Source organism: Streptomyces echinatus (assembly GCF_014203595.1).
GTDB lineage: Bacteria > Actinomycetota > Actinomycetes > Streptomycetales > Streptomycetaceae > Streptomyces > Streptomyces echinatus.
Genome location: NZ_JACHJK010000018.1, coordinates 92,729 through 117,867 on the forward strand (window position 1 = coordinate 92,729; position 25,139 = coordinate 117,867).

Annotated in this window: 19 protein-coding genes; 10 read left to right on the forward strand and 9 right to left on the reverse strand. The window is 71.6% G+C overall.

The window, feature by feature from the left end; all coding sequences use genetic code 11:
• Positions 1 to 9 precede the first annotated feature (9 nt).
• Positions 10 to 954 (forward strand): RluA family pseudouridine synthase, encoded by a 945-nt coding sequence (locus FHS34_RS35970; RefSeq protein ID WP_184973500.1) that lies wholly within the window; start codon positions 10 to 12, stop codon positions 952 to 954.
• The gene (locus FHS34_RS35975; protein WP_184973502.1) at positions 945 to 1,418 is read left to right on the forward strand and encodes a GNAT family N-acetyltransferase; all 474 of its coding nucleotides are present in this window, start codon (positions 945 to 947) and stop codon (positions 1,416 to 1,418) included. Before FHS34_RS35970 ends, FHS34_RS35975 begins: the two co-directional genes overlap by 10 nt.
• Positions 1,419 to 1,482: 64 nt before the next feature.
• On the opposite strand, the gene FHS34_RS35980 is transcribed toward FHS34_RS35975, so the two are convergent.
• Together FHS34_RS35980 and FHS34_RS35985 are read right to left on the reverse strand one after the other, a co-directional pair.
• A complete protein-coding gene (locus tag FHS34_RS35980; protein WP_184973504.1) occupies positions 1,483 to 6,660 on the reverse strand; it encodes a S1 family peptidase in 5,178 nt (1,725 codons plus the stop codon).
• A gap of 8 nt (positions 6,661 to 6,668) precedes the next feature.
• Positions 6,669 to 6,980, reverse strand: a complete 312-nt coding sequence (locus FHS34_RS35985) for a trypco2 family protein (protein ID WP_184973507.1) — start codon at positions 6,978 to 6,980, stop codon at positions 6,669 to 6,671.
• A 242-nt stretch (positions 6,981 to 7,222) separates the two neighbouring features.
• On the opposite strand from FHS34_RS35985, the gene FHS34_RS35990 reads away from it, so the two are divergent.
• Together FHS34_RS35990 and FHS34_RS35995 are read left to right on the forward strand one after the other, a co-directional pair.
• Positions 7,223 to 8,809 (forward strand): Na+/H+ antiporter, encoded by a 1,587-nt coding sequence (locus FHS34_RS35990; RefSeq protein WP_184973510.1) that lies wholly within the window; start codon positions 7,223 to 7,225, stop codon positions 8,807 to 8,809.
• 151 nt (positions 8,810 to 8,960) lie between these two features.
• A complete protein-coding gene (locus tag FHS34_RS35995) occupies positions 8,961 to 9,701 on the forward strand; it encodes an SDR family NAD(P)-dependent oxidoreductase (RefSeq protein WP_184973512.1) in 741 nt (246 codons plus the stop codon).
• A 25-nt stretch (positions 9,702 to 9,726) separates the two neighbouring features.
• Here FHS34_RS35995 and FHS34_RS36000 read toward each other — a convergent pair whose 3' ends face one another.
• A complete protein-coding gene (locus FHS34_RS36000; RefSeq protein ID WP_184973515.1) occupies positions 9,727 to 10,833 on the reverse strand; it encodes a mechanosensitive ion channel family protein in 1,107 nt (368 codons plus the stop codon).
• Between the two features lie 105 nt (positions 10,834 to 10,938).
• Here FHS34_RS36000 and FHS34_RS36005 point away from each other — a divergent pair, with 105 nt between their 5' ends.
• Complete coding sequence (locus FHS34_RS36005; protein ID WP_184973517.1) at positions 10,939 to 11,508, forward strand: dienelactone hydrolase family protein; 570 nt, start codon at positions 10,939 to 10,941, stop codon at positions 11,506 to 11,508.
• A gap of 12 nt (positions 11,509 to 11,520) precedes the next feature.
• On the opposite strand, the gene FHS34_RS36010 is transcribed toward FHS34_RS36005, so the two are convergent.
• From FHS34_RS36010 to FHS34_RS36025, 4 genes are all read right to left on the reverse strand, one after another.
• Positions 11,521 to 13,191: an alkaline phosphatase D family protein gene (locus FHS34_RS36010; protein ID WP_184973519.1), complete on the reverse strand. Its 1,671-nt coding sequence runs from the start codon at positions 13,189 to 13,191 to the stop codon at positions 11,521 to 11,523.
• An 81-nt stretch (positions 13,192 to 13,272) separates the two neighbouring features.
• Positions 13,273 to 14,085, reverse strand: coding sequence for a DsbA family protein (locus FHS34_RS36015; protein ID WP_184973522.1), 813 nt, complete (start codon positions 14,083 to 14,085; stop codon positions 13,273 to 13,275).
• Positions 14,086 to 14,205: 120 nt separating this feature from the next.
• Entirely contained in the window at positions 14,206 to 14,892 is a 687-nt protein-coding gene (locus FHS34_RS36020) for a hypothetical protein (protein WP_184973524.1), read from the reverse strand.
• Positions 14,893 to 14,960: 68 nt separating this feature from the next.
• Positions 14,961 to 16,286, reverse strand: coding sequence for a DUF2252 domain-containing protein (locus FHS34_RS36025; RefSeq protein ID WP_184973526.1), 1,326 nt, complete (start codon positions 16,284 to 16,286; stop codon positions 14,961 to 14,963).
• A 248-nt stretch (positions 16,287 to 16,534) separates the two neighbouring features.
• Here FHS34_RS36025 and dnaE point away from each other — a divergent pair, with 248 nt between their 5' ends.
• Positions 16,535 to 20,074 carry a DNA polymerase III subunit alpha gene (gene dnaE / locus FHS34_RS36030; protein ID WP_184973528.1) on the forward strand — a complete coding sequence of 1,180 codons (3,540 nt, stop codon included), beginning with the start codon at positions 16,535 to 16,537 and terminating at the stop codon, positions 20,072 to 20,074.
• Positions 20,075 to 20,146: 72 nt separating this feature from the next.
• On the opposite strand, the gene FHS34_RS36035 is transcribed toward dnaE, so the two are convergent.
• Positions 20,147 to 20,317 carry a hypothetical protein gene (locus FHS34_RS36035; RefSeq protein ID WP_184973531.1) on the reverse strand — a complete coding sequence of 57 codons (171 nt, stop codon included), beginning with the start codon at positions 20,315 to 20,317 and terminating at the stop codon, positions 20,147 to 20,149.
• Positions 20,318 to 20,540: 223 nt separating this feature from the next.
• On the opposite strand from FHS34_RS36035, the gene FHS34_RS36040 reads away from it, so the two are divergent.
• From FHS34_RS36040 to FHS34_RS36055, 4 genes are all read left to right on the forward strand, one after another.
• Positions 20,541 to 21,764, forward strand: a complete 1,224-nt coding sequence (locus tag FHS34_RS36040; RefSeq protein ID WP_184973533.1) for an NYN domain-containing protein — start codon at positions 20,541 to 20,543, stop codon at positions 21,762 to 21,764.
• A gap of 59 nt (positions 21,765 to 21,823) precedes the next feature.
• Positions 21,824 to 22,840, forward strand: a complete 1,017-nt coding sequence (locus FHS34_RS36045; protein ID WP_184973535.1) for an ABC transporter ATP-binding protein — start codon at positions 21,824 to 21,826, stop codon at positions 22,838 to 22,840.
• A gap of 64 nt (positions 22,841 to 22,904) precedes the next feature.
• Positions 22,905 to 23,726: an ABC transporter permease gene (locus FHS34_RS36050; protein ID WP_184973538.1), complete on the forward strand. Its 822-nt coding sequence runs from the start codon at positions 22,905 to 22,907 to the stop codon at positions 23,724 to 23,726.
• Between the two features lie 34 nt (positions 23,727 to 23,760).
• Complete coding sequence (locus FHS34_RS36055) at positions 23,761 to 24,402, forward strand: AAA family ATPase (RefSeq protein ID WP_184973540.1); 642 nt, start codon at positions 23,761 to 23,763, stop codon at positions 24,400 to 24,402.
• Positions 24,403 to 24,606: 204 nt separating this feature from the next.
• Here FHS34_RS36055 and ybaK read toward each other — a convergent pair whose 3' ends face one another.
• The gene (gene ybaK, locus FHS34_RS36060; RefSeq protein WP_184973542.1) at positions 24,607 to 25,119 is read right to left on the reverse strand and encodes a Cys-tRNA(Pro) deacylase; all 513 of its coding nucleotides are present in this window, start codon (positions 25,117 to 25,119) and stop codon (positions 24,607 to 24,609) included.
• Positions 25,120 to 25,139 lie beyond the last annotated feature (20 nt).

Here is a 25,139-nt window from a genome sequence, read left to right on the forward strand (position 1 = left end):
ACTCGACGGGTGAGCACGATTCCCGAGATCCGTACCCTGCCCGTGCCCGACGGCCTGGAGGGCGAGCGCGTCGACGCCGCCATCTCCCGCATGTTCGGCTTCTCCCGCACGAAGGCCGCGGAGCTGGCCGCGACCGGCAAGGTCCAGGTCGACGGCGCGGTGGTCGGCAAGTCCGAGCGGGTGCGCGGCGGCGCCTGGCTCGAGGTCGAGATGCCGCAGGCGCCCGCACCCGTCCAGGTGGTCGCCGAGCCGGTCGAGGGCATGGAGATCGTGCACGACGACGATGACGTGGTCGTCATCGTCAAGCCGGTCGGCGTGGCCGCGCACCCGTCGCCGGGCTGGTCCGGCCCGACCGTCATCGGCGGTCTCGCCGCCGCCGGGTACCGGATCTCCACCTCCGGCGCCGCCGAGCGCCAGGGCATCGTGCACCGCCTGGACGTCGGCACCTCGGGCCTGATGGTCGTCGCGAAGTCCGAGTACGCGTACACGTCGCTCAAGCGCCAGTTCAAGGAGCGCACGGTCGACAAGCGGTACCACACCCTCGTCCAGGGCCACCCGGACCCGACGAGCGGCACGATCGACGCCCCGATCGGCCGGCACCCCCAGCACGACTACAAGTGGGCGGTCACGGCCGAGGGCAAGCCGTCGGTGACCCACTACGACCTCATCGAGGCCTTCCGCGCCGCCTCCCTGCTCGACGTGAAGCTGGAGACCGGCCGCACCCACCAGATCCGGGTCCACATGGCCGCCCACCGCCACCCCTGCGTCGGAGACCTCACCTACGGCGCCGACCCGACCCTCGCCAAGCGGCTGCGCCTGACCCGCCAGTGGCTGCACGCCGTCCGGCTGGGCTTCGAGCATCCCGGGGACGGCCAGTGGGTGGAGTTCGGGAGCGACTACCCCGAGGACCTGCAGAAGGCCCTCGAACAGGTCCGGGAGGAGACATGGGCGTGAGCCCCTCCTACACGCTCCGGATCGCCGAGGACCCCGCCGACCGCGAGGCGTGCTTCGCGGTCCGCAAGGAGGTCTTCGTGGTCGAACAGGGCGTCGCCGAGGACATCGAGTACGACGCCCACGACGCGGTGGCCGTGCATGTGCTGGCGGTCCGCGAGGACGGGCTGCCGCTGGGCACCGGCCGGCTGCTGTACGGCGAGTCCGCGGCCGAGAAGACCGGCGGGGACCCGGCGGTCGGCTCGCTGGGTCGGCTCGCCGTCTCCCGGGCGGCGCGCGGGCTCGGCGTGGGCGCGGCCCTGGTGCGCGCCATCGAGGACGCGGCACGCGAGCGCGGCCTCGCCTGGGTGGACCTGCACGCACAGACCCAGGCCCTGGGCTTCTACGAGCGCCTCGGCTACACGGCCTACGGCCCGGAGTTCCCGGACGCCGGCATACCCCACCGGGCGATGCGCCGGGCCCTGTAGGGGCACGGCGCTGCCGCCGGGACGCACGACGGGCGCTTTTCGGGGAGCGGCCCGCCGCCCCGGCTCATCCGGCCCGGCGGAGCAGCGCCGCGAAGTGCCGTGCCTGCTCGGCCGTGTCCTCGTCCACGTCGGTGCGCAGCAGGAGCAGCTCGACGATCTCCTGACCGTGGCCCTTGGAGGAGTCGGAGACGAGGCGCGTCTCGTATCTGCGGAGCCACGACAGCGCGTGGCCCGCGGCCTGACGCGCCTGGTCCCCCGGGAGCTGCTCCAGCGCGAGCAGGGATCTCAGGACCAGACGGGACTTGAACTGCGGCATGTGCCGGCCCAGCCAGTCGAAGGACCAGGTCACCACGGAGGTGAGCCGGTCGGCCGGCAGATCGCGCACGCGGAGCAGGGCGTCGAGGAAGAAGCAGGTGTCGAAGACGGTGGGGTCGGCCCGGATCCAGTCGTAGGCGAGGTCGACCGAGGCGGCCGAGACCTGGCTCGGGATCTCCGCACGGCACACGACCGCCTTCAGCAGCCGGGGCGCACTGATCTCCCCGAGATTGCCGTCGCTCCAGCGCAGGGCGCAGGAGGCGACGCGCCGCAGCTGGTCGGGGGTGAGTTCGGAGTGCTCCAGCAGGGGTTCGAGAACGGACTGGATGTCACGGCCGCCGCGCTCGGCGTTCACCCAGGCCAGCGAGTGCTCCACCAGGGCCTCCAGGTCCTGCCGGGTCAGCCGGGGCGAGGCGTTGAGCGGGCTCAGTACGTGTGCCGCCTGGTCACTGCCGTCGTGCGACCCCAGCCACCGCAGAGCGGTGTCCACCACCTTCCGCTGTTCGGCCGGGGCCAGGTCGCGGCGGGCGAGCAGCCTCTTGAGCACGTACTGGGCGTCGCCCAGGGTGGCGTGATCGCGCAGCCACAGTTCGGTGACGGTCAGCGCCGTCCGGAGCCGCTCTCCGCCGAGGTCCTTCCGGTCGAGCAGGCCGGCCAGCACGGTGCTGGCCTGGGTGGCCGGGACATGGCGCCGCAGCCACCGCTCCGCCGTGGCGAAGGCGCGGTCCAGGGGCAGGCCGGTGAGCCGCTGCCTGCTGAGGAGGAAGCCGAGGTGGAAGGCGCTGTCCGGGCTGTCCGGGTGGGACTCCGTCCACTCCAGGACGACGGCGGCGATCGACTCGAAGGCGTCCTGGCTCAGTTGCCGCCGGCCGAGCAGGTCCCTGAAGAAGTCGAACGCGGGCAGTTCGCCGTTGCTCTGTTCGAGCCGGGCAAGCGCCTCGGAGATGGAGTCCGCGGCTTCCGCGGCGGCGGCGGCCCTGTTCCTGGCCGCGTGGACGGCGGCGTTCTTCGGGCTGTCCGGGTTCACCGCCACCCAGCGGGAACCGGCCTCCTCGACCTGGGTCCGCTGTTCGTCGGTGAGGTCCGTCCGGCCCAGCAGTTCGATGAGGACGTTGGCCGCGATCGGGTGCTCGCCGTGCGTGTGCGCCCACAGGGTGGCCAGTTCGACCACGGTGCGGCTGCCGGCCTCGTCGAGCTCGTCGCGGCGCAGCAGGGCCCGCACCGTGCGTTCCGACCAGTGGTTCTCGACATGGTGCCGCGCCCAGGGCAGCGCCCGGGAGATGGCCTGCTCGATCTCGGGCGGTTCGAGGTCGGTCCGGAACAGCAGGCTGCCGAGGACACGCCCCGACATCGGCACGTCGGTCTCGTGCAGGTCCAGCCACGCGAGGGACATGTCGAAGAGCGTGCGCAGCTGATCGCCGCCCGTGTCCAGCCTGTCCACGTCCCGCCGGAGGAGCAGGTTGAACAGGACGATGCCCGCCGTGGGTTCGAGGCCGTTCGACGTCAGCCAGGTCAGCGCCCCGGAGAGCGTGGCCGGGACGAATTCCGCCGGCAGGTCGGACCGGGACAGCAGGGCTCCGAGGACGAAGCTGGTGCCGGCGCTGGACGGATGGTGGTCGAGCCAGGCCAGGGCCACGACGCAGGACCGGGACATGACGTCGTAGGTCAGGTGCGGCCGGTCCAGCACGGCACGGACGACATGGCTGGCCGAGGGGCTGGTCCCGTGGGTCGCGAGCCAGTCGAACGCGGCCGACACGTGTCCCGCGGCCTCCTCGTCGGAGATGTCGCGCTGCCCCAGCAGCCTGACCAGGGCGAAGCTGTTCTCCTCGTCGTGCGGTTGGCCTTCCAGCCGCCGCTCGGCGTACCGGGTGGCCATACCGCGTTCGTCCGCGGTGAGGTGGCCGTACCCGAGCAGGAAGTTGATGATGCGGTCCGCGTTGTGCTCCAGCGCGTGCAGCCGCAGCCAGGCATCGGCGTAGGCCACCGTCCGCCGGATCTCCCCGTCCGTCAGGTCGGGCCTTTCGAGCACGGTGCGGATGAAAAAGTCCGCGGCGGTGTCCGTGACGTGATGCTCCAGCCACTCGTCGGCGAGCCGGACGGTGGTCGCGCGTTCGCCGTCGGTCAGATCGGGCCGCTTGAGCAGCAGTTCCAGTACGTACGTCCAGTTGGCCTCGATCGGCTGGGCCCGGGTCCAGGCGATGCCGGAGCGGACCGCGCCGCGCAGCTCGGTGTCGCTCAGGTCGCCGCGGGTGAGCAGCCTGCCGACCACGTGACTGGCCTCCTGGCGGTGGCCGTTCGTGCCGAGCCATTCCTCGGCGCGCCGGAAGGTCGTCTGCCGCATGTCCCGGCCGAGGTCGTCGCGCGCGAGCAGCTTGGCGATCACCCGCCAGGCCTCCGGCCATGTGCAGAACTCCCGCAGCCACAGCTCGGCGGCCCGAACGGCGTTGCGCGCGCTCAGCCGCAGAGCCGGGTGCTCGAGAAGGGGGGCGAGCACGTACGTGGCCTCGCGTTTGCCTTTGTGGTGATCGAGCCACCGGAGGGTGGCGGCGACGATCCGCTGCTCCTGGAGCGGGGTCAGGTCCCTGCGCGTCAGCATCTTGGCGAGCAGGTGACTCGACTCGGGGAGCGAGGAGTTGTCGGCGAGCCAGGTCACGGTCGCCTGCAGGACGTCCGGGAGGAACGGCGCGCCGACCTCGTCGCGCTCCAGCAGGATGGTCAGTACGAAGCTTCCCTCGCGGCGCCGGTGGTGCAGTTCGAGCCAGCGCAGCGCGGTGGGCACGAGGCGCTGGGCGGCGTCGGTCGGCAGGTGCCTGAGGCCGCGGCGCAGGACATGGCGGGCGTTGACGGTGTCGCCGTACTCCTCCAGCCAGGGGGCGACGATCTTGGTCCAGTGCTCCGCCAGGGAGCCCGCCCACGGCGGCCCCGAGCAGATCGCGCCCAGCGCGTAGCCGCCGACGTCGGGGTCCCGCTGCATGACGTCACCGATGGCGGCCGCGTTCCCGGCGAACCAGTCCGCCAGCACATCGCCGACCTCCGCGTCCCGTTGCCGCAGTGCGAGGTCGTCGAGCAGCCGGGCGAGGTTCGTCGCGTAGCGGCCGATGGTGCGGGCCTCGGTGAAGCAGCCGGACAGCAGGTCGTGGGTGCGGAGCCGGTCGACCCGGGTGCCGTCGGGGCGGATCACCGAATCGGTCAGCTGGTCGCAGACGATGTCGTGCGCCACCTCCAGATGGCCGCCCTCGCCCTCCAGCCAGCCGAGGCCGATCAGGGCGTCGACGACGGTGTCGGCCCGCCCGGCGCCGCTGGCCGTCGAGGCCAGCGCCACGCGGGCCGCCTCCCGGATCTCGGCCTCCGGCTGCGGGCACGCCGCCGCGGCGGCAGCGGCGGCGACGAGGTCGTCGGTGGCGTGCGCGCCGTCGAGGGGTGATGGGGGATCGGGCACGGTGAGAGCGTCTTCGTGCAGCCGGGCGTGCAGCCACTTGGCGAGCTCTCCGCCCTCGCGCATGCCCGCGATGCTGGGCGGGTCGAGGCCGCGGGCCACCCGGCGTTCCACCTCGGAGGCGATGAGCAGGGTGAGGATGGGGCGGCGCCCGCACAGGCGCCGCATGTGGGGCAGGCCGAGTTCGGCCACGGCCGTCTTGGCGAGGTGCTGCAGGCCCTGGTCGGCGACGGCCCGCATGAACTCCTCGTCCTGCCGCAGATGCACCTCGCCGAAGAAGGACCGCAGCCGGCTCCTGTGCTGCTGCAGCCAGCCGGGGCGCACCGAGGCGAGGAACCGCACCTCGATGTTCTTCTTCGCGGCATCGGGCAGCAGACGTCCCCTGACCGCCTCCAGATCGAGCGGTGACTCGCCTTCCTTGTCGGCGATGAAGAGATTGAGGTAGTCGATGACGACCAGGACGTCCTCGGAGCCGGCCAGGACGGCCTCCGCGATCTCGTCGACGAGTGACGCCGTCCCGCCGGGCCTGACGTGCAGCACCCGCCAGCCGGCCTCGAGGGCCACCCGGCCCACCTCGATGCCGGTGCGCGTCTTGCCGGTGCCGGCCTGGCCGACGAGCAGCAGTCCGGTCTCCTCGCCTTCCAGGACGCGGCTCATGATCATGCGGGGGTGGGCGTCGTGCCCGGCCCCGGGAGAGACGAACGGCAGGTGATCGGAGATCAGGTTCCTCTTGAATCCCGTCAGGCCGGCGAGCAGGTCCTCCTGGTCGACGACCGCGGCCAGGGAGAGGTCGCCGGCCTGCTGGACGAGGAGGGGACGGGGTCTGGTCGAAACGAGGTCCTTCAGCAGCGCGGCCCTGAAGTCGGGCTCCTCCGCCAGGGCCCGGGCGACCGGTTCCGCGTCGACGCTGCCCGTTCCGGCCGCGGTCAGGCGCCTGCTCTGCACACCGACGAGGTGGTGCCGGTCCTCGGTGAAGAAGGCGGCACCCGACATGCCCTTCCACGGATCTGCACCGGGCTTGGTGACGGGGGGCGGATTCGAGACCGCGATGTCCAGCAGGCCGGACTTGAGGTTCGAACCGAGCCGGATCACCCCATGGGCGGCCAGGCTGTCGCGCCCCGCGAGGCCCGGCGTCTCCGTGCGGTGGGCGGAGCGGGGGAAACCGATGCCGGACACCGGCACGGTGCCGGGCCCGGCGGGGAGGCTGCCGAAGTGAACCGCCTTCACGCCGGGTACGGGATCACGCAGCCTGAGCAGTGCCAGGTCGTACGACGTGGAGCACCACTCCACGTCGACGGGCAGCTCCTGCGGCCGGACGCCGAGCAGGACGGTGACGGCGCGCGGCCGGGCGGCGTCCGTCGTCTGCAGGAGGTGCCTGGCCGTCAGTACCAGGCTCTTGCTGATGAGAAAGCCCGAGCCGTACTCCGTCTTCTCGCCCTGCCGTACGAGGACCTCGGCCACTCGGTCCGCGTGCTCGACCCCGCCCCCCATGCCCGTCCCTAGCCGATCAGGTCGGAGACGTCGTCGCCGGTCAGCACCGTGGTCGGCTGCCCCTGGGCGTCGTACGTCTCGGGGGACAGGCGCAGCTTGATGACGTGGGTGCGGGTGTTCTTGGATCCGCCCGTGAGGTCGCCGGACAGCACCCAGAACTTCACCCCGCCCTTGACCTGCTTCGTCTTCTCGACGGCGACATGGAGTTCCAGGTCGACGGACTCGATCTTGAACCGCACGTCCTTGCCGTCGGCCTCGGTGCGGGCGGTCTCGATCTCCGCTCGCAAGGACGCGAGGAGCTCGGAGAGTTCGATGTCCACTGTGACCTCCAGAGGGTGCCGAGAACGGCGACCGGCGCGACGGGACACTGCCCGAGTCCGCTGACAAGATGTCAATCCTATGCGGACCGACGGGTGTTGGCGGCCGTGCTCTGATGTGTCCGTGGTGGGCGAGCAGTGTATGCGAACACGCGGGTCTGACCAAGCGGTTCGTGGGGAATCCGCAGGTCGTGGTGGCAGACTTGAGGTCTGCCGTGTGATCGTCGACCCCCGGAGCGCCGTCCGTGGATCAGCTGGCTCTGTTGTTCGTACTGCTGCTCGGGGCCCTGGTGAGTGTCCCGGTGGGGGACCGGCTGGGGGTGCCGGCGCCGGTGCTGATGACCCTGTTCGGCGGGGTTCTGGCCGTGGCCGACTTCGTGCCCGACGTGAACATCCCGCCCGAGCTGATCCTGCCGGGGCTGCTGCCGCCGCTGCTGTACGCCGCCGTCCGACGCACCTCCTGGCGGCAGTTCGCGGCCAACATCCGCCCGATCTTCCTGCTGGCCGTCGCCCTGGTGTTCGTGACGACGGTGTGCGTGGCGTTCGTCGCCAACGCGATCGTGCCGGGGCTGCCGATCGCCGCAGCCGTCGCGCTCGGCGCCCTGATCGCGCCGCCCGACCCGGTCGCCGCGACCAGCGTCGCCGGACAGCTGGGGCTGCCGCGCCGTCTGGTGTCGATCCTGGAGGGCGAGGGACTCTTCAACGACGTCACGGCCATCGTGCTGTACCACGTGGCGATCGCCGCCGCCGTGAGCGGCACGTTCTCGCCCTGGCGGGCCGGACTGGACCTCGTGCTGTCGGCCGTCGTCGCGGTGGCCGTGGGCCTGGTGCTGGGCTGGGGCGCGAACAGGGTGATGGACCTGCTGGGCGATCCGACCCTGCAGATCGGCATGACGCTGCTGGTGCCGTACGCCTCCTACGTGCTCGCGGAGAAGCTGCACGGCTCCGGGGTGCTCGCCGTGCTCACCACGGCGCTCTTCCTGGCCGAGTACGCCACCGACGCCGACGACGTGATGACCCGGCTCGCCGGGCACACCTTCTGGGACATCATCGACACCCTCGTCACGGGCGTCGCCTTCGGGCTGATCGGTCTGGAACTGCACAACGCCATCCGCACGGCCCAGGGGCGGTGGGGCGAGATGCTGGGCTGGGCGGCCGCCGTCGTGGGGGTGGTGGTCGTCGTCCGGCTGGTGTGGCTGCTGCCGGCGGCCTGGCTGACCCAGCGGCTGCACGCGCGGCGGGACTACGACGAGGAGATCCCCGTGAGCCGGCGGGAGACCGTCGTGATGTGGTGGTCCGGGATGCGCGGGGTGGCGTCGGTGGCGCTGGCGCTGGCCGTGCCGCTCAAGACCGGCGACGGCTCTCCCTTCCCCGACCGGGACGAGATCATCTTCATCGCCTTCGGGGTGATCGTCGCCACGCTCGTGGTGCAGGGGCTGACGCTGCCCTGGCTGGTGAAGCGGCTGGGGGTGCAGGCCGACTCCGAGCGGGAGAAGGAGTTCGAGAAGGAGCTGGCGGTACGCGCCGCGAAGGCGGCGAAGCGCCGGCTGCGGGAGATCGAGCAGGTGGAGGAGCTGCCCGAGGAGCTGTCCGAGCAGATGCTGCGGCGCGCCTTCGACATCGGGATCCGGATCAGCCCGGACATGGGGGAGGCGGAACGCCGGGAGGCGCAGCAGCAGCGGGTGAAGCGGCTGAAGCGGGTGCGGCGCATCCAGGGCGAGATGCTGAGCGCCGCGCGGCACGAGGTGCTGGCGGCGCGGAGCGAGCCCGGGGCGGACCCGGAGGTCGTGGACCGGGTGCTGCGCCACCTCGACGTGCGCAGCCTGCGGTGAGCGGGTGAGCGGGTGAGCGGGTGAGCGGGTGAGCGGGTGAGCGGGTGAGCGGGTGGGCGGTGCGTCCATCCGTGCCCGATCGGTCATACGAATGTGTCGATCCTGTGGATGACTCCCGCCCTCACCGGTGGATCGCTCCTACGCTCGGATCATGACGCGCAACATCGTGATCAGTGGGGGCGGCACGGGGATCGGACGTGCGGCGGCGCACGCCTTCGCCGCGGCCGGGGACCGGGTGCTGTTGCTGGGGCGGCGTGCGCAGGCGCTGGCGAAGGCCGGGGTGGCCGGGGCGCTCACCTACGCCGCGGACCTCTCCGAACCCGGCCAGGTCCGCGGTGTCGCCCGGTTCGTCGCCGAGGAGCTGGGCACCGTGGACGTGCTCGTGCACAGTGCCGGCGGGGCCGGACATCTGGAGCCGCCGGCCGGCAGCGAGGACCCCCTCGACCAGGTGGCCCACCGCTGGACCGTCAACTTCCGGCAGAACACCCTGACCGCGGTGCTCCTCACCGAGGCGCTGAAGCACCGGCTCGCCGAGCCCGGCGGCCGGGTGCTCTTCGTCAGTTCCATCGCCGCCTACCGCGGCTCGGGCACCGGAGCCTACGCGGCGGCCAAGGCCGGCCTGCACCCGTACGCCCACGACCTGGCCCGGGAGCTGGGCCCGCACGGTGTCACGGTGAACGTGGTCGCCCCCGGATACATCGAGGACACCGAGTTCTTCGGCGACACCATGGACGAGGCCCGGCGGGCGAGGCTCGTCGCCGGCACCTCGACCGGCCGCGCCGGCATACCGGGTGACGTGGCCGAGACCCTGCACTGGCTGGCCTCGCCCGCCGCCGGGCACATCACCTCGCAGGTCATCCAGGTGAACGGAGGCGCCGAGCGCGGCCACTGAACCCCGGCCGGCCGGCGCCGGGCGGTCAGTGCCTTCCGGTGCGCGGGAACTCGTACGCCCTGCGGAGGGAGGCGCCGTCGGGGGAGGGGATGTGGTGCGGCGGGAGCACGGACTCCGCCGTGTTCACCCGGGGCAGCGCGTAGGGGTGCTCCGTGGACAGCCAGGTGATCATCTGCTCGCGGACCGTGACCCGGACCGTCCAGATGTCGTCCGCGTCCTTCGCGGTCACCAGGGCCCGCACCTGGACGGTGTTCGGCGTGGTGTCGGTCACCTGCAGGCTGCAGGCGCGGCCGTCCCAGGCCGGGCACGCGCGCAGGACGTCCCGCAGCTTCTCGCGCATCGCCTCCATCGGCGCGCTGTGGTCGAGGTGCCAGTAGACGATCCCGGTCATCTGCGGGGTGCCGCGGGACCAGTTCTCGAAGGGTTTGGAGGTGAAGTACGACACCGGCATGGTGATCCGGCGCTCGTCCCAGGTCCGTACCGTCAGAAAGGTCAGGGTGATCTCCTCGACCGTGCCCCACTCGCCGTCCACCACGACGGTGTCGCCGAGCCGGACCATGTCGCCGAAGGCGATCTGCAGCCCGGCGAACAGGTTCGACAGCGTGGACTGGGCCGCGACGCCGGCCACGATGCCGAGGACACCGGCGGAGGCCAGCAGCGAGGCGCCGGCCGCGCGCATCGCGGGGAACGTCAGCAGCATCGCCGCCACGGCGACCACCGCGACGATCGCCGCCACCACGCGCATGATCAGCGTCACCTGGGTGCGCACCCGCCGGACCCGGGCGGGGTCGTGGTGGGCGCGCGCGTAGCGGGTGTACGTCGTCTCGACCACGGCCGCCGCGATCCGGATCACCAGCCAGGCCGCAGCCCCGATGAGCACCAGGGTCAGTGTCCGGCCGATGCCGGTGCGGTGCTCCAGGAACAGCTCGGCCTCGTCGTAGGAACCTCTCAGCAGGGCCGCGCACAGCACCATCTGATACGGCACACGGGCACGTCGCAGCAGGCCCCACAGCGGGGTCTCGCTGTGGCGCGCGTCGGCCTTGCGCAGCAGTACGTCGGTGGCCCAGCCGATGAGGACGGTCAGAAATACGGCCACGCCGACCACGGTCACGGGGCGGAGTACGTTCTCCATGCCCCGGAACCTAACCGGCTTCGGCGGGGCATGAACATGTGAGTTCGGCGCGCGTCTGGGTACGGGCCGCGAACGGCCCGGGTGCCCTGCTGGCACCATGGCCTCATGAACATCATGCTCTTTCACTCGACCTACGGGCTCACGGCCGCGGTGCGCGACGCCGCGGACCGGCTGCGCGCCGCCGGCCACGAGGTGTGGACGCCGGACCTCTTCGAGGGGCGCACGTTCGGCACCGTCGAGGACGGCATGGAGTTCAAGGAGGCCGTCGGCAAGGAGGAGCTGTTGAAGCGGGCCGTGCTGGCGGCGGCGCCGTACTCCGACCGGGGGCTGGTGTACGCCGGGTTCTCGCTCGGCGCCTCCGTCGCCCAGACCCTCGCCCTCGGCGACGCCAAGGCACGCGGGCTGCTGCTCCTGCACGGCACGTCGGACATCGCGCCCACCGCGCACGTGGACGAGCTGCCGGTGCAGCTGCACGTGGCCGAGCCGGACCCGTTCGAGACGGACGACTGGCTCGGCGCCTGGTATCTGCAGATGGGCCGGGCCGGGGCCGACGTGGAGGTCTACCGGTACGCCGGGGCCGGGCACCTCTACACCGACCCCGAACTGCCGGACTACGACGCCGAGGCCGCCGAGGCCACCTGGCGGGTGGCGCTCGGCTTCCTCGACAGCCTCTAGCGGCGAAACCCCCTAGACCGGGTCGTAGGTCCGCTCGATCTTCTGCGTGCCGGAGCGGGTGCGGTACGAGCGCGCCCAGCTGGAGCCGGACTGCGGGTCGGTGCGGTCGGCCAGGACGTAGTAGTCCATCTGCGCCCGGTCGGCGGTGATGTCCAGGATGCCGTAGCCGTGCCGGTCGGTGTCCACCCAGTGGACGTGCCGGTTGGCGGCCCGGATGACCGGGGAGGCGATCGCGGAGACGGTGCCCTCGGGCACCTTCACGATGTCGTCCAGGTTGTCGGAGGTCACCGAGGTCACCACGAACTCGGTGGCCGCCGACGCCGACAGCGGGTAGGTGCCCGCGTCCACCGGCACGTCGTTGGCCCACGCCATGTGGATGTCACCGGTCAGGAAGACGGTGTTGCCGATGGCGTTGGAGCGCAGGTGGGCCAGCAGTTCGCGGCGGTCGTCGGTGTAGCCGTCCCACTGGTCGGTGTTGGCGGCGATGCCCTCCTGCGGCAGCCCGAGCAGCTTGGCGAGCGGCTTGAACAGGTCGGCGGAGAGGGAGCCGAAGGAGAACGGCGAGATCATCACCGAGTTGCCCACCAGCCGCCACCTGGTGTCGGAGGCCCTCAGGCCGGCCTTCAGCCAGTCCAGCTGGGCGCGCCCGGTGAGCGTGCGGTCCGGGTCGTCCACCGAACCGCTCGCCGTGGACGCCTGCTGGGAGCGGAACGAACGCAGGTCCAGCAGCGACAGGTCGGCGAGCTTGCCGAAGCGCAGGCGCCGGTAGGTGGTGCCGGCGACGGCCGGGCGGACCGGCATCCACTCGAAGTAGGCCTGCTTGGCGGCGGCCTGACGGGCCGCCCAGGTGCCCTCGGCGCCCTCGGTGTGGTTGACCGCGCCGCCCGACCAGGCGTTGTCGGCGAACTCGTGGTCGTCCCAGATCGCGACGACCGGCGCCTTCAGGTGCAGCGCCTGGAGGTCGGGGTCCGTCTTGTACTTGGCGTGCCGGATCCGGTAGTCGGCGAGGGTGAGGATCTCGTTGGCGGGGGCGTGCGGACGGACGACCTTGCCCCGGGCCGCGTATTCGCCGGACTTGTACTCGTAGATGTAGTCGCCGAGGTGCAGCCAGGCGTCGAGGTCGTTGCGGGCGGCGAGGTGCCGGTAGGCCGAGAAGTAGCCCGCCTCCCAGTTGGCGCAGGAGACCACGCCGAACCGGAGTCCGGACACGGCCGCGTCCGCCGCCGGCGCGGTACGGGTGCGCGCCACCGGGGAGTCGGTACCGCCGGCCGAGAAACGGAACCAGTAGTCCGTGGCCGGCGCCAGGCCGCGGATGTCGGCCTTCACGGTGTGGTCCGAGGCGGCCGTGGCGGTGGTGGAGCCCTTGGCGACGACGTTCGTCAGCGCCTTGTCCCGGGCGACGACCCAGCTGACCTCGGTGTCCGGGCCGGCCCCGGAGCCGGGTATCGACTCCGGGGTCGGGGTCACCCGGGTCCACAGCAGGACACCGTCGGGCAGCGGGTCGCCGGAGGCGACACCGTGCAGGAAGGCGGGGGTGTCCGTGGCGGCGCGGGCCGGCAGCGCGGCGGCCAGCGGGCCGGCCAGGACAGCGGTCGCCGCCGCGGCCTTGACGACCGTACGGCGGCGGGGCGAGGACGGAACGAGGCCGTTGGAGGCCTCGGCTGATCTGTATCGACTGGTCACGGACGATCAGGTTACTGATCGGTACGCGTCAAGGCGGGCGAACCCGCAAAAGTTCGCCCGCCGTTCGACGTGATGTCGGTTTCAGCCCTTGAGGGCCGCCTCCAGCGCGGTGTTGAACTCCGCGACGGACATCGGCGCGTTCTTGCCGTCGGCGCCCGTCAGGTTCTTGCCGTCCATCTTCAGGGTCGGGGTGCCCCTGACGCCGTCCTTGTCGAAGATCTTGGACTCCTCCAGCGCCCACCGGTCGTAGGTGCCGTTCTTCACGGCCTTCTGGAACGCCGCGTTGCCCTTCAGGGCGGGGACCGTGTCGGCGATCTTGATGAGGTAGGCGTCGTCCTTGAACTTGTCGTCGGTCTCCGCGGGGTGCCACTTCGCCGAGTACATCGCGGACTTGTACTCCGAGAACGCCTCGGGGCTGACGTTCAGCGCGGCACCGAGGGCGCTGAGCGCGTTTTTGGAGCCCTCGCCCGGCAGGCTGTTGTCGAGGAAGGTGGCACCGACGTACTGGATCTTGAACTTGCCGGCGTCGAGGTCCTTCTTGACCGTCGGGCCGACCGCCTGCTCGAACGTCGCGCAGACCGGGCAGCGCGGGTCCTCGTACATGACCAGGGTCTTCTCGGCGCTGCTCTTGCCGAGGACGATCGTCGTGCCGTCCTTGCCCGAGGTGTTGGCCGGCTTGACGAGCTTGTGGTCCTTCGCGGCCTCCCAGTAGGCGGGCTTGTTCATCTGGACGACGGCGTAACCGATTCCGCCGGCCGCGGCGAGCACGGCCACGACCGAGCCGGCGACGACCAGCTGCCGCTTGACCTTGTCGCGCTTGGCCTGCCGCTCGCGCTCCTCGCGCAGCCGCTCCCGGGCCGCCGTCTTCGCCGCCTGGCTGTTCCGCTTGCTCATAGTGGTGTTCTCCATATGGGACGCGCACACGTCGTACGCGGATACGTGTGGGGGACTGCTTGTGCTCAGTGCCGCCGACCGTGGGGGAGCGGTGGTCGCTCCCCCGGGAGCGGTCGTCGCTCAGCCGAGGACGGCGGCAGCGGAGCAGGGCGGTCCACGCCGTCCCAGGGAGTGCGCGAGGAGCCGGTCGCGGGTGGCGGCGCGGCGCGGAGCCGGACGGGGCAGCCGGCGGGCCGGCAGCGGCGGCACGGCGACCACGGCCACCATCAGCAGCAGCGGCCGGAAGGTGGCGGCGGCGACCGCGCTCAGCAGCTGGGCCAATGCCCGCTCGCCCCGGCGCAGCCAGGCGGCGGCGAGCAGGCCCACCCCGACGTGCGCGGCGAGCAGCAGCCAGGCGGCGGCCGGGCTGGCGTGGGCGAGCAGCGCCCCGGTGTGCCCGGGATCGCTGGTCACCTGGGCCAGCGGGGTGCCCACCTGCCCCTCGCACAGCACGTCCAGGCCGACCGCGCGCAGCGGTCCGGCGACCGGGCCGCCCGCCCGGCCGTAACAGGTGTGCTGGCCGGTGGTGAACACCGTGTCGGCGGCCAGCTCCAGCGGGACCAGCAGGGCCGCGATCCGGCCGAAGCCGCGCTCGCGGCCCGCCAGCGCGTACGCGGTCAGGAACACCCCGGCGGCGACGGCGCCCACGGTCGCCGCCGGCAGCGGGGCACGGGACAGCAGCACGTGCGACGCGGTGCTGAGCGTCACGACGAAGGCCGTGAACAGCGCCGCGCGCACGGCTCTGAGCGGAGTCCCGGATATGTCCATAGCGAGAGCAGAGTCTGTCACGTACGCGGGTAAGGGACCCCTAAAGGGTGCCTGTGAACCGGCGGGGTCTACAGCCCCGGGATCCGGCCGTTGCGGAACAGGTCGAGGAAGATCTGGTGGTCCGCACGCGCGCGTGCGCCGTAGCCGTGCGCGAAGTCCACCAGCAGGGACGCGAAGCCCTCCTCGTCGGCGGCGAGCGCCGCGTCGATGGCCCGCTCGGTGGAGAACGGCACCAGGGACTCGCCGGAGGTGTCGTCCGCCGCCGCGTGCATGGTGGCGGTGGCCCGGCCCAGGTCGGCGACGACCGCGGCGATCTCCTCGGGGTCGTCGATGTCGCCCCAGTCCAGATCCACGGCGTACGGCGAGACCTCGGCGACCAGCTGGCCCGCGCCGTCCAGCTCGGTCCAGCCCAGCCACGGGTCGGCGTGCGCCTGCAGGGCGCGCTGGGAGATCACCGTGCGGTGGCCCTCGTGCTGGAAGTACTCCGCGATGGCCGGATCCGTGATGTGCCGGGAGACCGCCGGGGTCTGGGCCTGCTTGATGTAGATCACGACATCGTTCTCCAGGGCGTCGCTGTGGCCCTCCAGAAGGATGTTGTACGACGGCAGGCCCGCCGAGCCGATGCCGATGCCCCGGCGGCCCACGACGTCCTTCACCCGGTAGGAGTCCGGGCGGGCCAGGGAGGAGTCCGGGAGCGTCTCCAGGTAGCCGTCGAAGGCCGCGAGGACCTTGTAGCGGGTGGCCGCGTCCAGCTCGATGGAGCCGCCGCCCGGTGCGAAGCGGCGCTCGAAGTCGCGGATCTCCGTCATCGACTCCAGCAGCCCGAAGCGGGTCATGGAGCGGGCGTCACGCAGCGCGTCCAGCAGCGGACCCTGCGCGGTGTCCAGCGTGAACGGCGGCACCTCGTCCCGCTTGGCGCCCGTGGCCAGGGCGTGGACGCGCTCGCGGTAGGCGGCGGCGTACACCGTCACCAGCTCGGTGATCTGCTCGTCGCTGAGCGCCTTCGCGTACCCGATCAGCGCGACGGAGGCCGCGAAGCGCTTGAGGTCCCACGTGAAGGGGCCGACGTAGGCCTCGTCGAAGTCGTTGACGTTGAAGACCAGGCGGCCGTTGGAGTCCATGTACGTGCCGAAGTTCTCGGCGTGCAGGTCGCCGTGGATCCACACGCGCGAGGTGCGGTCGTCCAGGTACGGGCCGCCGCGCTTCTCGGCGTCGAGGTCGTGGTAGAAGAGGCACGCCGTGCCCCGGTAGAACGCGAACGCGGAGGCCGCCATCTTGCGGAACTTGACCCGGAACGCGGCCGGGTCGGCGGCCAGGAGCCGGCCGAAGGCGGTGTCGAAGACGGCGAGGATCTCCTCGTCGCGCTGCTCGTCGTTGAGCTGGGGGACCGACATCGCGGGGTGCCTCCTGGTGCGGGACGGGTGGTGCGTGAATGTGCGTGAATGGGTACGACAGCGCTTCCGCCGTCTTCAACGGGCGACGCCGCGCGGGAGTGCCCGGTTCCCGGATGAAGGTACGCGTCCGGCGCCCGCGAGTGTCAGTGCCGGGGCATAGACTTCGACGCTGTCCCCCAGACCGTCCGCAATCGGTCCACAGCCGGTCGGAAGATCGTCGACGCCCGTTTTCCTTGGAGGCCGAAACCGTGTCGAAGCCGCCCTTCACGCACCTGCACGTCCACACCCAGTACTCGCTGCTGGACGGTGCCGCGCGGCTCAAGGACATGTTCGAGGCCTGCAACGAGATGGGCATGTCGCACATCGCCATGTCCGACCACGGCAACCTCCACGGCGCGTACGACTTCTTCCACTCCGCGAAGAAGGCCGGAATCACCCCGATCATCGGGATCGAGGCGTATGTCGCCCCCGAGTCCCGGCGGAACAAGCGCAAGATCCTCTGGGGCCAGCCGCACCAGAAGCGGGACGACATCTCCGGCTCCGGCGGTTACACCCACAAGACGATGTGGGCCGTGAACAGGACCGGCCTGCACAACCTCTTCCGCCTCTCCTCCGACGCCTACGCCGAGGGCTGGCTGCAGAAGTGGCCCCGGATGGACAAGGAGACCATCGCCCAGTGGTCCGAGGGCATCGTCGCCTCCACCGGCTGCCCCTCCGGCGAGGTGCAGACCCGGCTGCGCCTCGGCCACTTCGACGAGGCCCTGAAGGCCGCCTCCGAGTACCAGGACATCTTCGGCAAGGACAAGTACTTCCTGGAGCTGATGGACCACGGCATCGAGATCGAGAGCCGGGTCCGCGACGGCCTGCTGGAGATCGGCCGGAAGCTCGGCATCCCGCCGCTGGTCACCAACGACTCGCACTACACGTACGCGCACGAGGCCGGCGCCCACGACGCCCTGCTCTGCATCCAGACCGGCAAGAACCTCTCCGACCCGGACCGCTTCAAGTTCGACGGCACCGGCTACTACCTGAAGTCCACGGACGAGATGTACGCCATCGACTCCTCGGACGCCTGGCAGGAGGGCTGCGCCAACACGCTCCTGGTGGCCGAGATGGTCGACACCACCGGCATGTTCGAGGCGAAGAACCTCATGCCGAAGTTCGACATCCCCGACGGTTACACCGAGGTGACCTGGTTCAAGGAGGAGGTCCGCCGCGGCATGGAGCGCCGCTTCCCCGGCGGCGTCCCCGACGACCGCCAGAAGCAGGCCGAGTACGAGATGGACGTCATCATCCAGATGGGGTTCCCGGGCTACTTCCTCGTCGTCGCCGACTTCATCATGTGGGCCAAGAACAACGGCATCGCGGTAGGCCCCGGCCGAGGCTCCGCGGCCGGGTCGATCGTCGCCTACGCCATGGGCATCACCGACCTCGACCCGATCCCGCACGGCCTGATCTTCGAGCGCTTCCTCAACCCCGAGCGCGTCTCCATGCCCGACGTCGACATCGACTTCGACGAGCGCCGGCGCGTCGAGGTCATCCGGTACGTGACGGAGAAGTACGGCGCCGACAAGGTCGCCATGATCGGCACCTACGGCAAGATCAAGGCCAAGAACGCGATCAAGGACTCCGCGCGCGTGCTGGGCTACCCGTACGCCATGGGCGACCGGCTCACCAAGGCGATGCCCGCCGACGTCCTCGGCAAGGGCATCGACCTGAACGGCATCACCGACCCCTCGCACCCGCGCTACGGCGAGGCGGGCGAGATCCGCGGGATGTACGAGAACGAGCCGGACGTGAAGAAGGTCATCGACACCGCCAAGGGCGTCGAGGGCCTGGTCCGGCAGATGGGCGTGCACGCCGCCGGCGTGATCATGTCCAGCGAGACCATCACCGAGCACGTCCCCGTCTGGGTCCGGCACACCGACGGCGTGACCATCACGCAGTGGGACTACCCGAGCTGCGAGTCGCTCGGCCTGCTGAAGATGGACTTCCTGGGCCTGCGCAACCTCACGATCATGGACGACGCCGTCAAGATGGTGAAGTCCAACAAGGACGTCGACATCGATCTGCTGAGCCTCCCGCTCGACGATCCGACGACCTTCGAACTGCTCCAGCGCGGCGACACCCTCGGCGTCTTCCAGTTCGACGGCGGCCCCATGCGCTCGCTGCTGCGTCTGATGAAGCCCGACAACTTCGAAGACATCTCCGCCGTGTCGGCCCTGTACCGGCCGGGCCCGATGGGCATGGACTCGCACACCAACTACGCGCTGCGCAAGAACAAGCTCCAGGAGATCACCCCGATCCACAAGGAGCTGGAGGAGCCCCTCGAAGAGGTCCTGGCCGTCACCTACGGCCTGATCGTCTACCAGGAGCAGGTGCAGAAGGCCGCCCAGATCATCGCGGGCTACTCGCTCGGCGAGGCCGACATCCTCCGCCGCGTGATGGGCAAGAAGAAGCCCGAGGAACTGGCGAAGAACTTCGTCCTCTTCCAGGAAGGCGCCCGGAAGAAGGGCTACAGCGACGAGGCGATCCAGGCCCTGTGGGACGTGCTGGTCCCGTTCGCCGGCTACGCCTTCAACAAGGCCCACTCCGCCGCGTACGGCCTGGTCTCGTACTGGACCGCGTATCTCAAGGCGAACTACCCCGCCGAGTACATGGCCGCGCTCCTGACCTCGGTCAAGGACGACAAGGACAAGTCGGCGATCTACCTCAACGAGTGCCGCCGCATGGGCATCAAGGTGCTCCCGCCGAACGTCAACGAGTCGGTGCACAACTTCGCCGCCCAGGGCGACGACGTGATCCTCTTCGGCCTCGAAGCGGTGCGCAACGTCGGTACCAACGTGGTGGAGTCGATCATCAAGAGCCGCAAGGCGAAGGGCAAGTACACCTCCTTCCCCGACTACCTCGACAAGGTCGAGGCGGTCGCGTGCAACAAGCGCACCACGGAGTCGCTGATCAAGGCCGGCGCCTTCGACACCATGGGCCACACCCGCAAGGGGCTCACCGCGCAGTACGAGCCGATGATCGACAACGTGGTCGCGGTCAAGCGCAAGGAGGCCGAGGGCCAGTTCGACCTCTTCGGCGGCATGGGGGAGGAACAGAGCGACGAGCCCGGCTTCGGGCTCGACGTGCAGTTCACCGACGAGGAGTGGGACAAGACCTATCTGCTCGCCCAGGAGCGGGAGATGCTCGGTCTGTACGTCTCCGACCACCCGCTCTTCGGCCTGGAGCACGTGCTGTCCGACAAGGCCGACGCGGGCATCGCCCAGCTCACCGGCGGCGAGCACGCCGACGGCGCGGTGGTCACCATCGGCGGCATCATCTCCGGCCTCCAGCGCAAGATGACCAAGCAGGGCAACGCCTGGGCGATCGCCACCGTGGAGGACCTCGCGGGCTCCATCGAGTGCATGTTCTTCCCCGCGACCTACCAGCTGGTGTCGACCCAACTCGTCGAGGACGCCGTGGTGTTCGTCAAGGGCCGGCTCGACAAGCGGGAGGACGTGCCCCGCCTCGTCGCCATGGAGCTGATGGTCCCGGACCTCTCCAACGCGGGCACCAACGCCCCCGTGATCCTCACCATCCCCGCGGTGAAGGTGACTCCGCCGATGGTCAGCCGCCTCGGCGAGATCCTCAGCCACCACAAGGGCGACAGCGAGGTCCGGATCAGGCTCCAGGGCCCGCGCAAGACCACCGTGCTGCGCCTGGACCGGCACCGGGTCAAGCCCGACCCCGCCCTGTTCGGCGACCTGAAGGTGCTGCTCGGCCCGTCCTGCCTGGCCGGCTGAGCCCGCCACGGCATGAAGGGGCGCACCCGAGACGGGTGCGCCCCTTGCGTGTGCCTGGGCTTCAACTGCCCTTTAGTTGTGGCCGAAGCTCTTCTGCTTCTTGCCGCGAGCACCGTCCGAAGGGCTGCCCGGGACGTGCGCCATCTGCGGCTCGTGCTCCTCGGCCGAAGGACGCTGTGCGTGCTCCGGCTGCTGAGCGCGGTTCTGCGGGCCGGCCTGCTTACGGTTCTTGTTCTTGGCCATGGTGATGCCTCCTGTGGGGGATCTAGGGGCCAGGGCCGGGACCAGATTCACATACGCTGACAACAGGCGCATTTCGGATAATTACCGTGTGTGACAGGGCGGCTGGGCGGACGGGAACCGGAAACGCCACGCCGAAGATCGAGTTCGGGCCGTTAACCCCCGCGCGGTCGGGCAGACTCGAAGGAAGTCCGAAGCAAAACCTCCCGGGAAGAGGGTGAGTCGCGTGGACCGCTGCATCGTCCTGGTGGACGCCGGGTATCTGCTGGGTGCCGCCGCCAGCCTCCTCGCCGGTGAGCCCTCGCGATCCCGGATCACCGTCGACCACGCCGCGCTGATCCAGGCACTGCGGGATCGCGCGGAGTCCGACACCGAGCGCCCGCTGCTGCGCATCTACTGGTTCGACGGCGCCCCCGACCGGGTCCCCCAGCCGGAGCACCGCCGGTTGCGCGTGATGCCCCGGGTCACCGTCCGGCTGGGCGCCCTCACCCGCAGCGACGGACGCTGGGCCCAGAAGGGCGTCGACGCCGCCATGCACGCCGAGCTGACCGAGCTGGCCCGCAACCGCGCCTGCTCCGACGTCGTCCTCGTCACCGGCGACGGCGATCTGCTGCCCGGCATGATGGCCGCCAAGGAGCACGGCGTCGCCGTCCACCTGTGGGCCGTCCAGGCCGCCGACGGCGACTACAACCAGTCCGAGGACCTGGTCGCCGAGGCCGACGAGCGGCGCGTGCTCGACCGCGCCTGGATCACCCAGGCCGTCCGCGCCAAGGAGCTGACCGGCGTCTGCGCCCCGCCGCCCGCGCCCCGCCCCGAGATCGCCGCGATCCTCTCCGCGCCGCTGCCGGAGTCCGCGCCCACCACGTCGCCCGAGCGGCCCGCCGAGCAGCCCGCGCACCCGCCGGCCGCCCCGGCGGCGGAGAACGGCGCCGCGGAGCGGGTCCCCGCCCCCAAGGGCGTCCCCACCCCCAAGGACCTGGCCGCCCTGCGCGCACCCGGTGCCCCGCCCGTGCAGCACCCGGCGACCGCGACCCTGCGCTGGTCCTCCGACAAGGGCTGGGTCGACCGGCCGGGCGCGGTCTCCGAGCCGCCGGAGGTGGCCTCCATGCCGACGCTGGCCCAGCTCACCACCGCCGAACAGCGCTGGGCGGACCGGGAGGAGGACATCACCACCGTCGGCGGCGACCCGTACGAGGTGGGGCAGGTCTTCGCCCGCCGCTGGATGTCCCGGCTCGGCGACCAGGGCCATCTGCAGCGGCTGTCGCAGATGTATCCGCGCGTCCCGCACCGGATCGACGGGGAGCTGCTGCGGTACGCGGCACGGTTCGGGCTGCTCGCACACAAGGACGACCAGATCGACGAGCACGACCGTTACGCCATTCGGGCGGGCTTCTGGCGGGAGTTCGACGTCCCGGCGACCGCCGAACCGCACGCGCCGACCGCCGACTGAGTCCCGGTGGCCGCCCCCGAAGGCGAGCAAGGGCCCCCGACCCCGTAGGCTCGTCCCTTGTGATGACGCGCGCGGCACAGGCACTTCGGTACGACGACGTCGTCGTACGCGTGCGCGGGCTCGGCAAGACCTACCCGGCCGTGAAAGGCCGGCGGGGCACGCCCGGCACCCCGGAGGTCCGGGCCACCGACGGGGTGGAGCTGGACGTGCGGCGCGGGGAGGTCTTCGGGCTGCTCGGCCCGAACGGCGCCGGCAAGTCCACCCTCGTACGGCAGCTGACCGGGTTGCTGCGGCCGGACACGGGCAGCGTCGAGATCCTCGGCCACGACATCGTGAAGCACCCCGAGCGGGCCGCCCGGATCCTCGCCTACCTGGGCCAGGAGTCCACGGCCCTGGACGAGCTGACCGTCTCCCTCGCCGCCGAGACCACCGGACGCCTGCGCGGCCTGGACGCCCGGCGGGCGCGGGCCGAGCGGGACGCCGTACTGGAGGAGCTGGGGCTCACCCCGATCGCCGGGCGGGCGCTGAAGAAGCTGTCCGGCGGGCAGCGGCGGCTCGCCTGCTTCGCCGCCGCCCTCGTCGGGCGCCGGGACCTGCTGGTGCTGGACGAGCCGACCACCGGCATGGACCCGGTGGCCCGGCGGGCCGTCTGGGCGGCCGTGGACCGGCGGCGGGCCGAGCACGGTACGACCGTGGTGCTGGTCACCCACAACGTCATCGAGGCCGAGACGGTCCTGGACCGGGTCGCCGTCCTCGACCAGGGCCGGGTCATCGCCTGCGACAGCCCCGCCGGGCTCAAGGCACAGGTCGCCGGCGAGGTGCGGGTGGAGCTGGTGTGGCGGGAGCGGGCGCCCCTGGAGGTGCCCGAGGTGGCCGTCCTGCGCGCACGGGCCGTGGTGTCCGGCCGGCGCTGGACGCTCCGGCTCGCGCCCGAGGAGGCCCGCGCCGTCGTGGCCACCGTGACCGGCGGGGCCGCCTTCGCCGCCCTGGACGACTTCACGCTCGCCACGCCCAGCCTGGAGGACGTCTACCTGGCGCTGGGCGGCGAAGCGCGGCAGGGCCTGGTGAGAGCGTGAGCGAGCGGGCCGCGGAATGCGTATGGGTCTGCGCGACTGCCGTAGGGAAGAGGAGCAGCTCGTCGTGAGTGTCGTACCCGCCGAGGTCCTGCCGGGCGGCGCCCGGGCCGTACCGGAGCCGGCGCCCCGCGCGGCCGAGCTCGGCCCGCCCGCGCGGCTGTGGCCGTCGCTGGCGGCCGTCTACCGGGCGCAGCTGTCCCGGGCCCGGGTGGCGCGCATCCCGCTGCTGTTCGTGGCGACCTTCCAGTCCGTCGGCATCGCCGTGATGATGCGCGGTGTCGTCGACAGCGGCCCCGAGGCCCAGTCCGTGGTGGCCGGGTCGTCCGTGCTCGTCGTCGCGTACGTGGCGCTGAACCTGCTCTCGCAGTACTTCGGGCAGCTGCGGGCCAGCGGCGGACTCGATCACTACGCCACGCTGCCGGTGCCGCCGGCGGCCGTGGTGCTGGGAGCGGCGGCGGCCTACGCCTCCTTCACCGTGCCGGGGACCCTGGTGACCGCCCTCTTCGGCTGTGCGCTGTTCGGGCTGCCGCTGTCCAACCTGTGGATCCTGGTGGCCGTGATCCCGCTCGCCGGGGCCGCGCTGGCCGGGCTCGGCGCCGCCTGCGGGCTGCTCGCGCCCCGGCCGGAGCTGGCCACGCTGCTCGGGCAGCTGGGCATGTCGGCGGCGCTGCTGCTGGGTGTGCTGCCGGCCGACCGGATGCCGGAGGCCGTACGGCTGGCCCGTGATCTGCTGCCCTCGACCTACGGCGTGGAGGCCTACGCGCGGACCTTCGGGGCCCACCCGGACTGGGCCGTCGTCCTCGCTGACCTGGGGGTGTGCGCGGGTGTCGGAGTGGTGTCGCTGGCCGTGGCGACCTGGGCCTACCGCAGGGCCGCCGTCCGGTGACGCGGCGCACAGGACGACCTGGCACGATGGCAGGGTGACCGCACCGTTGACTCCCTCGCCGCCACCGCACGACGACTCCCCGCACCAGGTCCGGCCGGCCTCGCCGTCCGCCGGGGCGTTTGCCGGGGGTGAGTACGGCCAGGACGGTCCCGGCATGCGGACGGAAGTGCTGGAGGGCGCCGTGATCACGGTGGCGTCGGCGGTCGGCGGGCTGCTGCTCGGGCTGCTGTGGTGGTGGCTGGCGCCGCACGTGCCGCTGGTGGGCGACGAGATCGACCGGAACTGGGTCGTCTACCTGAAGGACTCCGAGGGGGAGCAGGCGATCGGGGTGGACGGGACGTTCACCCTGCTGGGCCTGGCCTTCGGGCTGGTCAGCGCGGTCGCGGTGGTGCTGTGGCGGCGGCGCGGGGGTGTGCCGCTCGTCGTGGGACTGGGCCTCGGCGGACTGCTGGGGTCGCTGGTGGCGTGGCGGCTGGGGGTCTGGCTGGGTCCCGGGTCCGACGTGCTCGCGCATGCGCAGGCCGTGGGCAAGGGGGTGACGTTCTCGGCGCCGCTGAAGCTGTCGGCGAAGGGGGCGTTGCTGGCGTGGCCGCTGGCCGGGGTGCTGGTGCATCTCGGGCTGACCGCGCTGTTCGGGCCCCGGGACCCCGAGCCGCCGTACCCGCAGCAGCCGTAGCCGGGGCTTCGACCCGGACCCCGTTCCCGCTTTCCCGACCGCCCACCCGACTCGGCCGGCAGCAAGGGCACCGTCCACCGGCCGAACCCCGCCGAACAGGCGCACGCACCCGGGACCCCGGCCGCCCGGCCGGAACCCCGCGCCCCCGTCACGGCAGGCTCACCGGGACCCCCCGTCCCTGTCTCGGTCGGCTCGCCGGGGGTGTCAGCCTCGGCCGATGGGGGCCAGTACCGCGTTCGTGAGGGTGGTCAGGTCGGTGGGGGAGAGTTCGACCTCCAGGCCCCTGCGGCCCGCCGAGACGCAGATCGTCGCGTGGGCCCCGGCCGAGTCGTCCAGGACCGTGCGGAGCCGCTTGCGCTGGCCCAGCGGGGAGATGCCGCCGCGCACGTAACCCGTGGTGCGTTCGGCGAGGGCGGGGTCGGCCATGGCCGCCCGTTTGCCGCCCACCGCCGCCGCCAGGGCCTTCAGGTCCAGGGAGCCGGCCACCGGGACCACGCCCACCACCAGGGAGCCGTCCACGTCGGCCACCAGGGTCTTGAAGACGCGGTCGGGGGAGACGCCCATCGCCTCCGCCGCCTCCTCGCCGTAGGAGGGGTGGGACGGGTCGTGGTCGTAGGAGTGGACGGTGAAGTCCACACCCGCCGCCGTCAGGGCGACCGTGGCGGGCGTCCCCGCCCGGCCCCCGCTTTCCTGCTGCTTCTTCGGCTTCTTCGCCATCGGAGTGTCCCGGCCTCGGT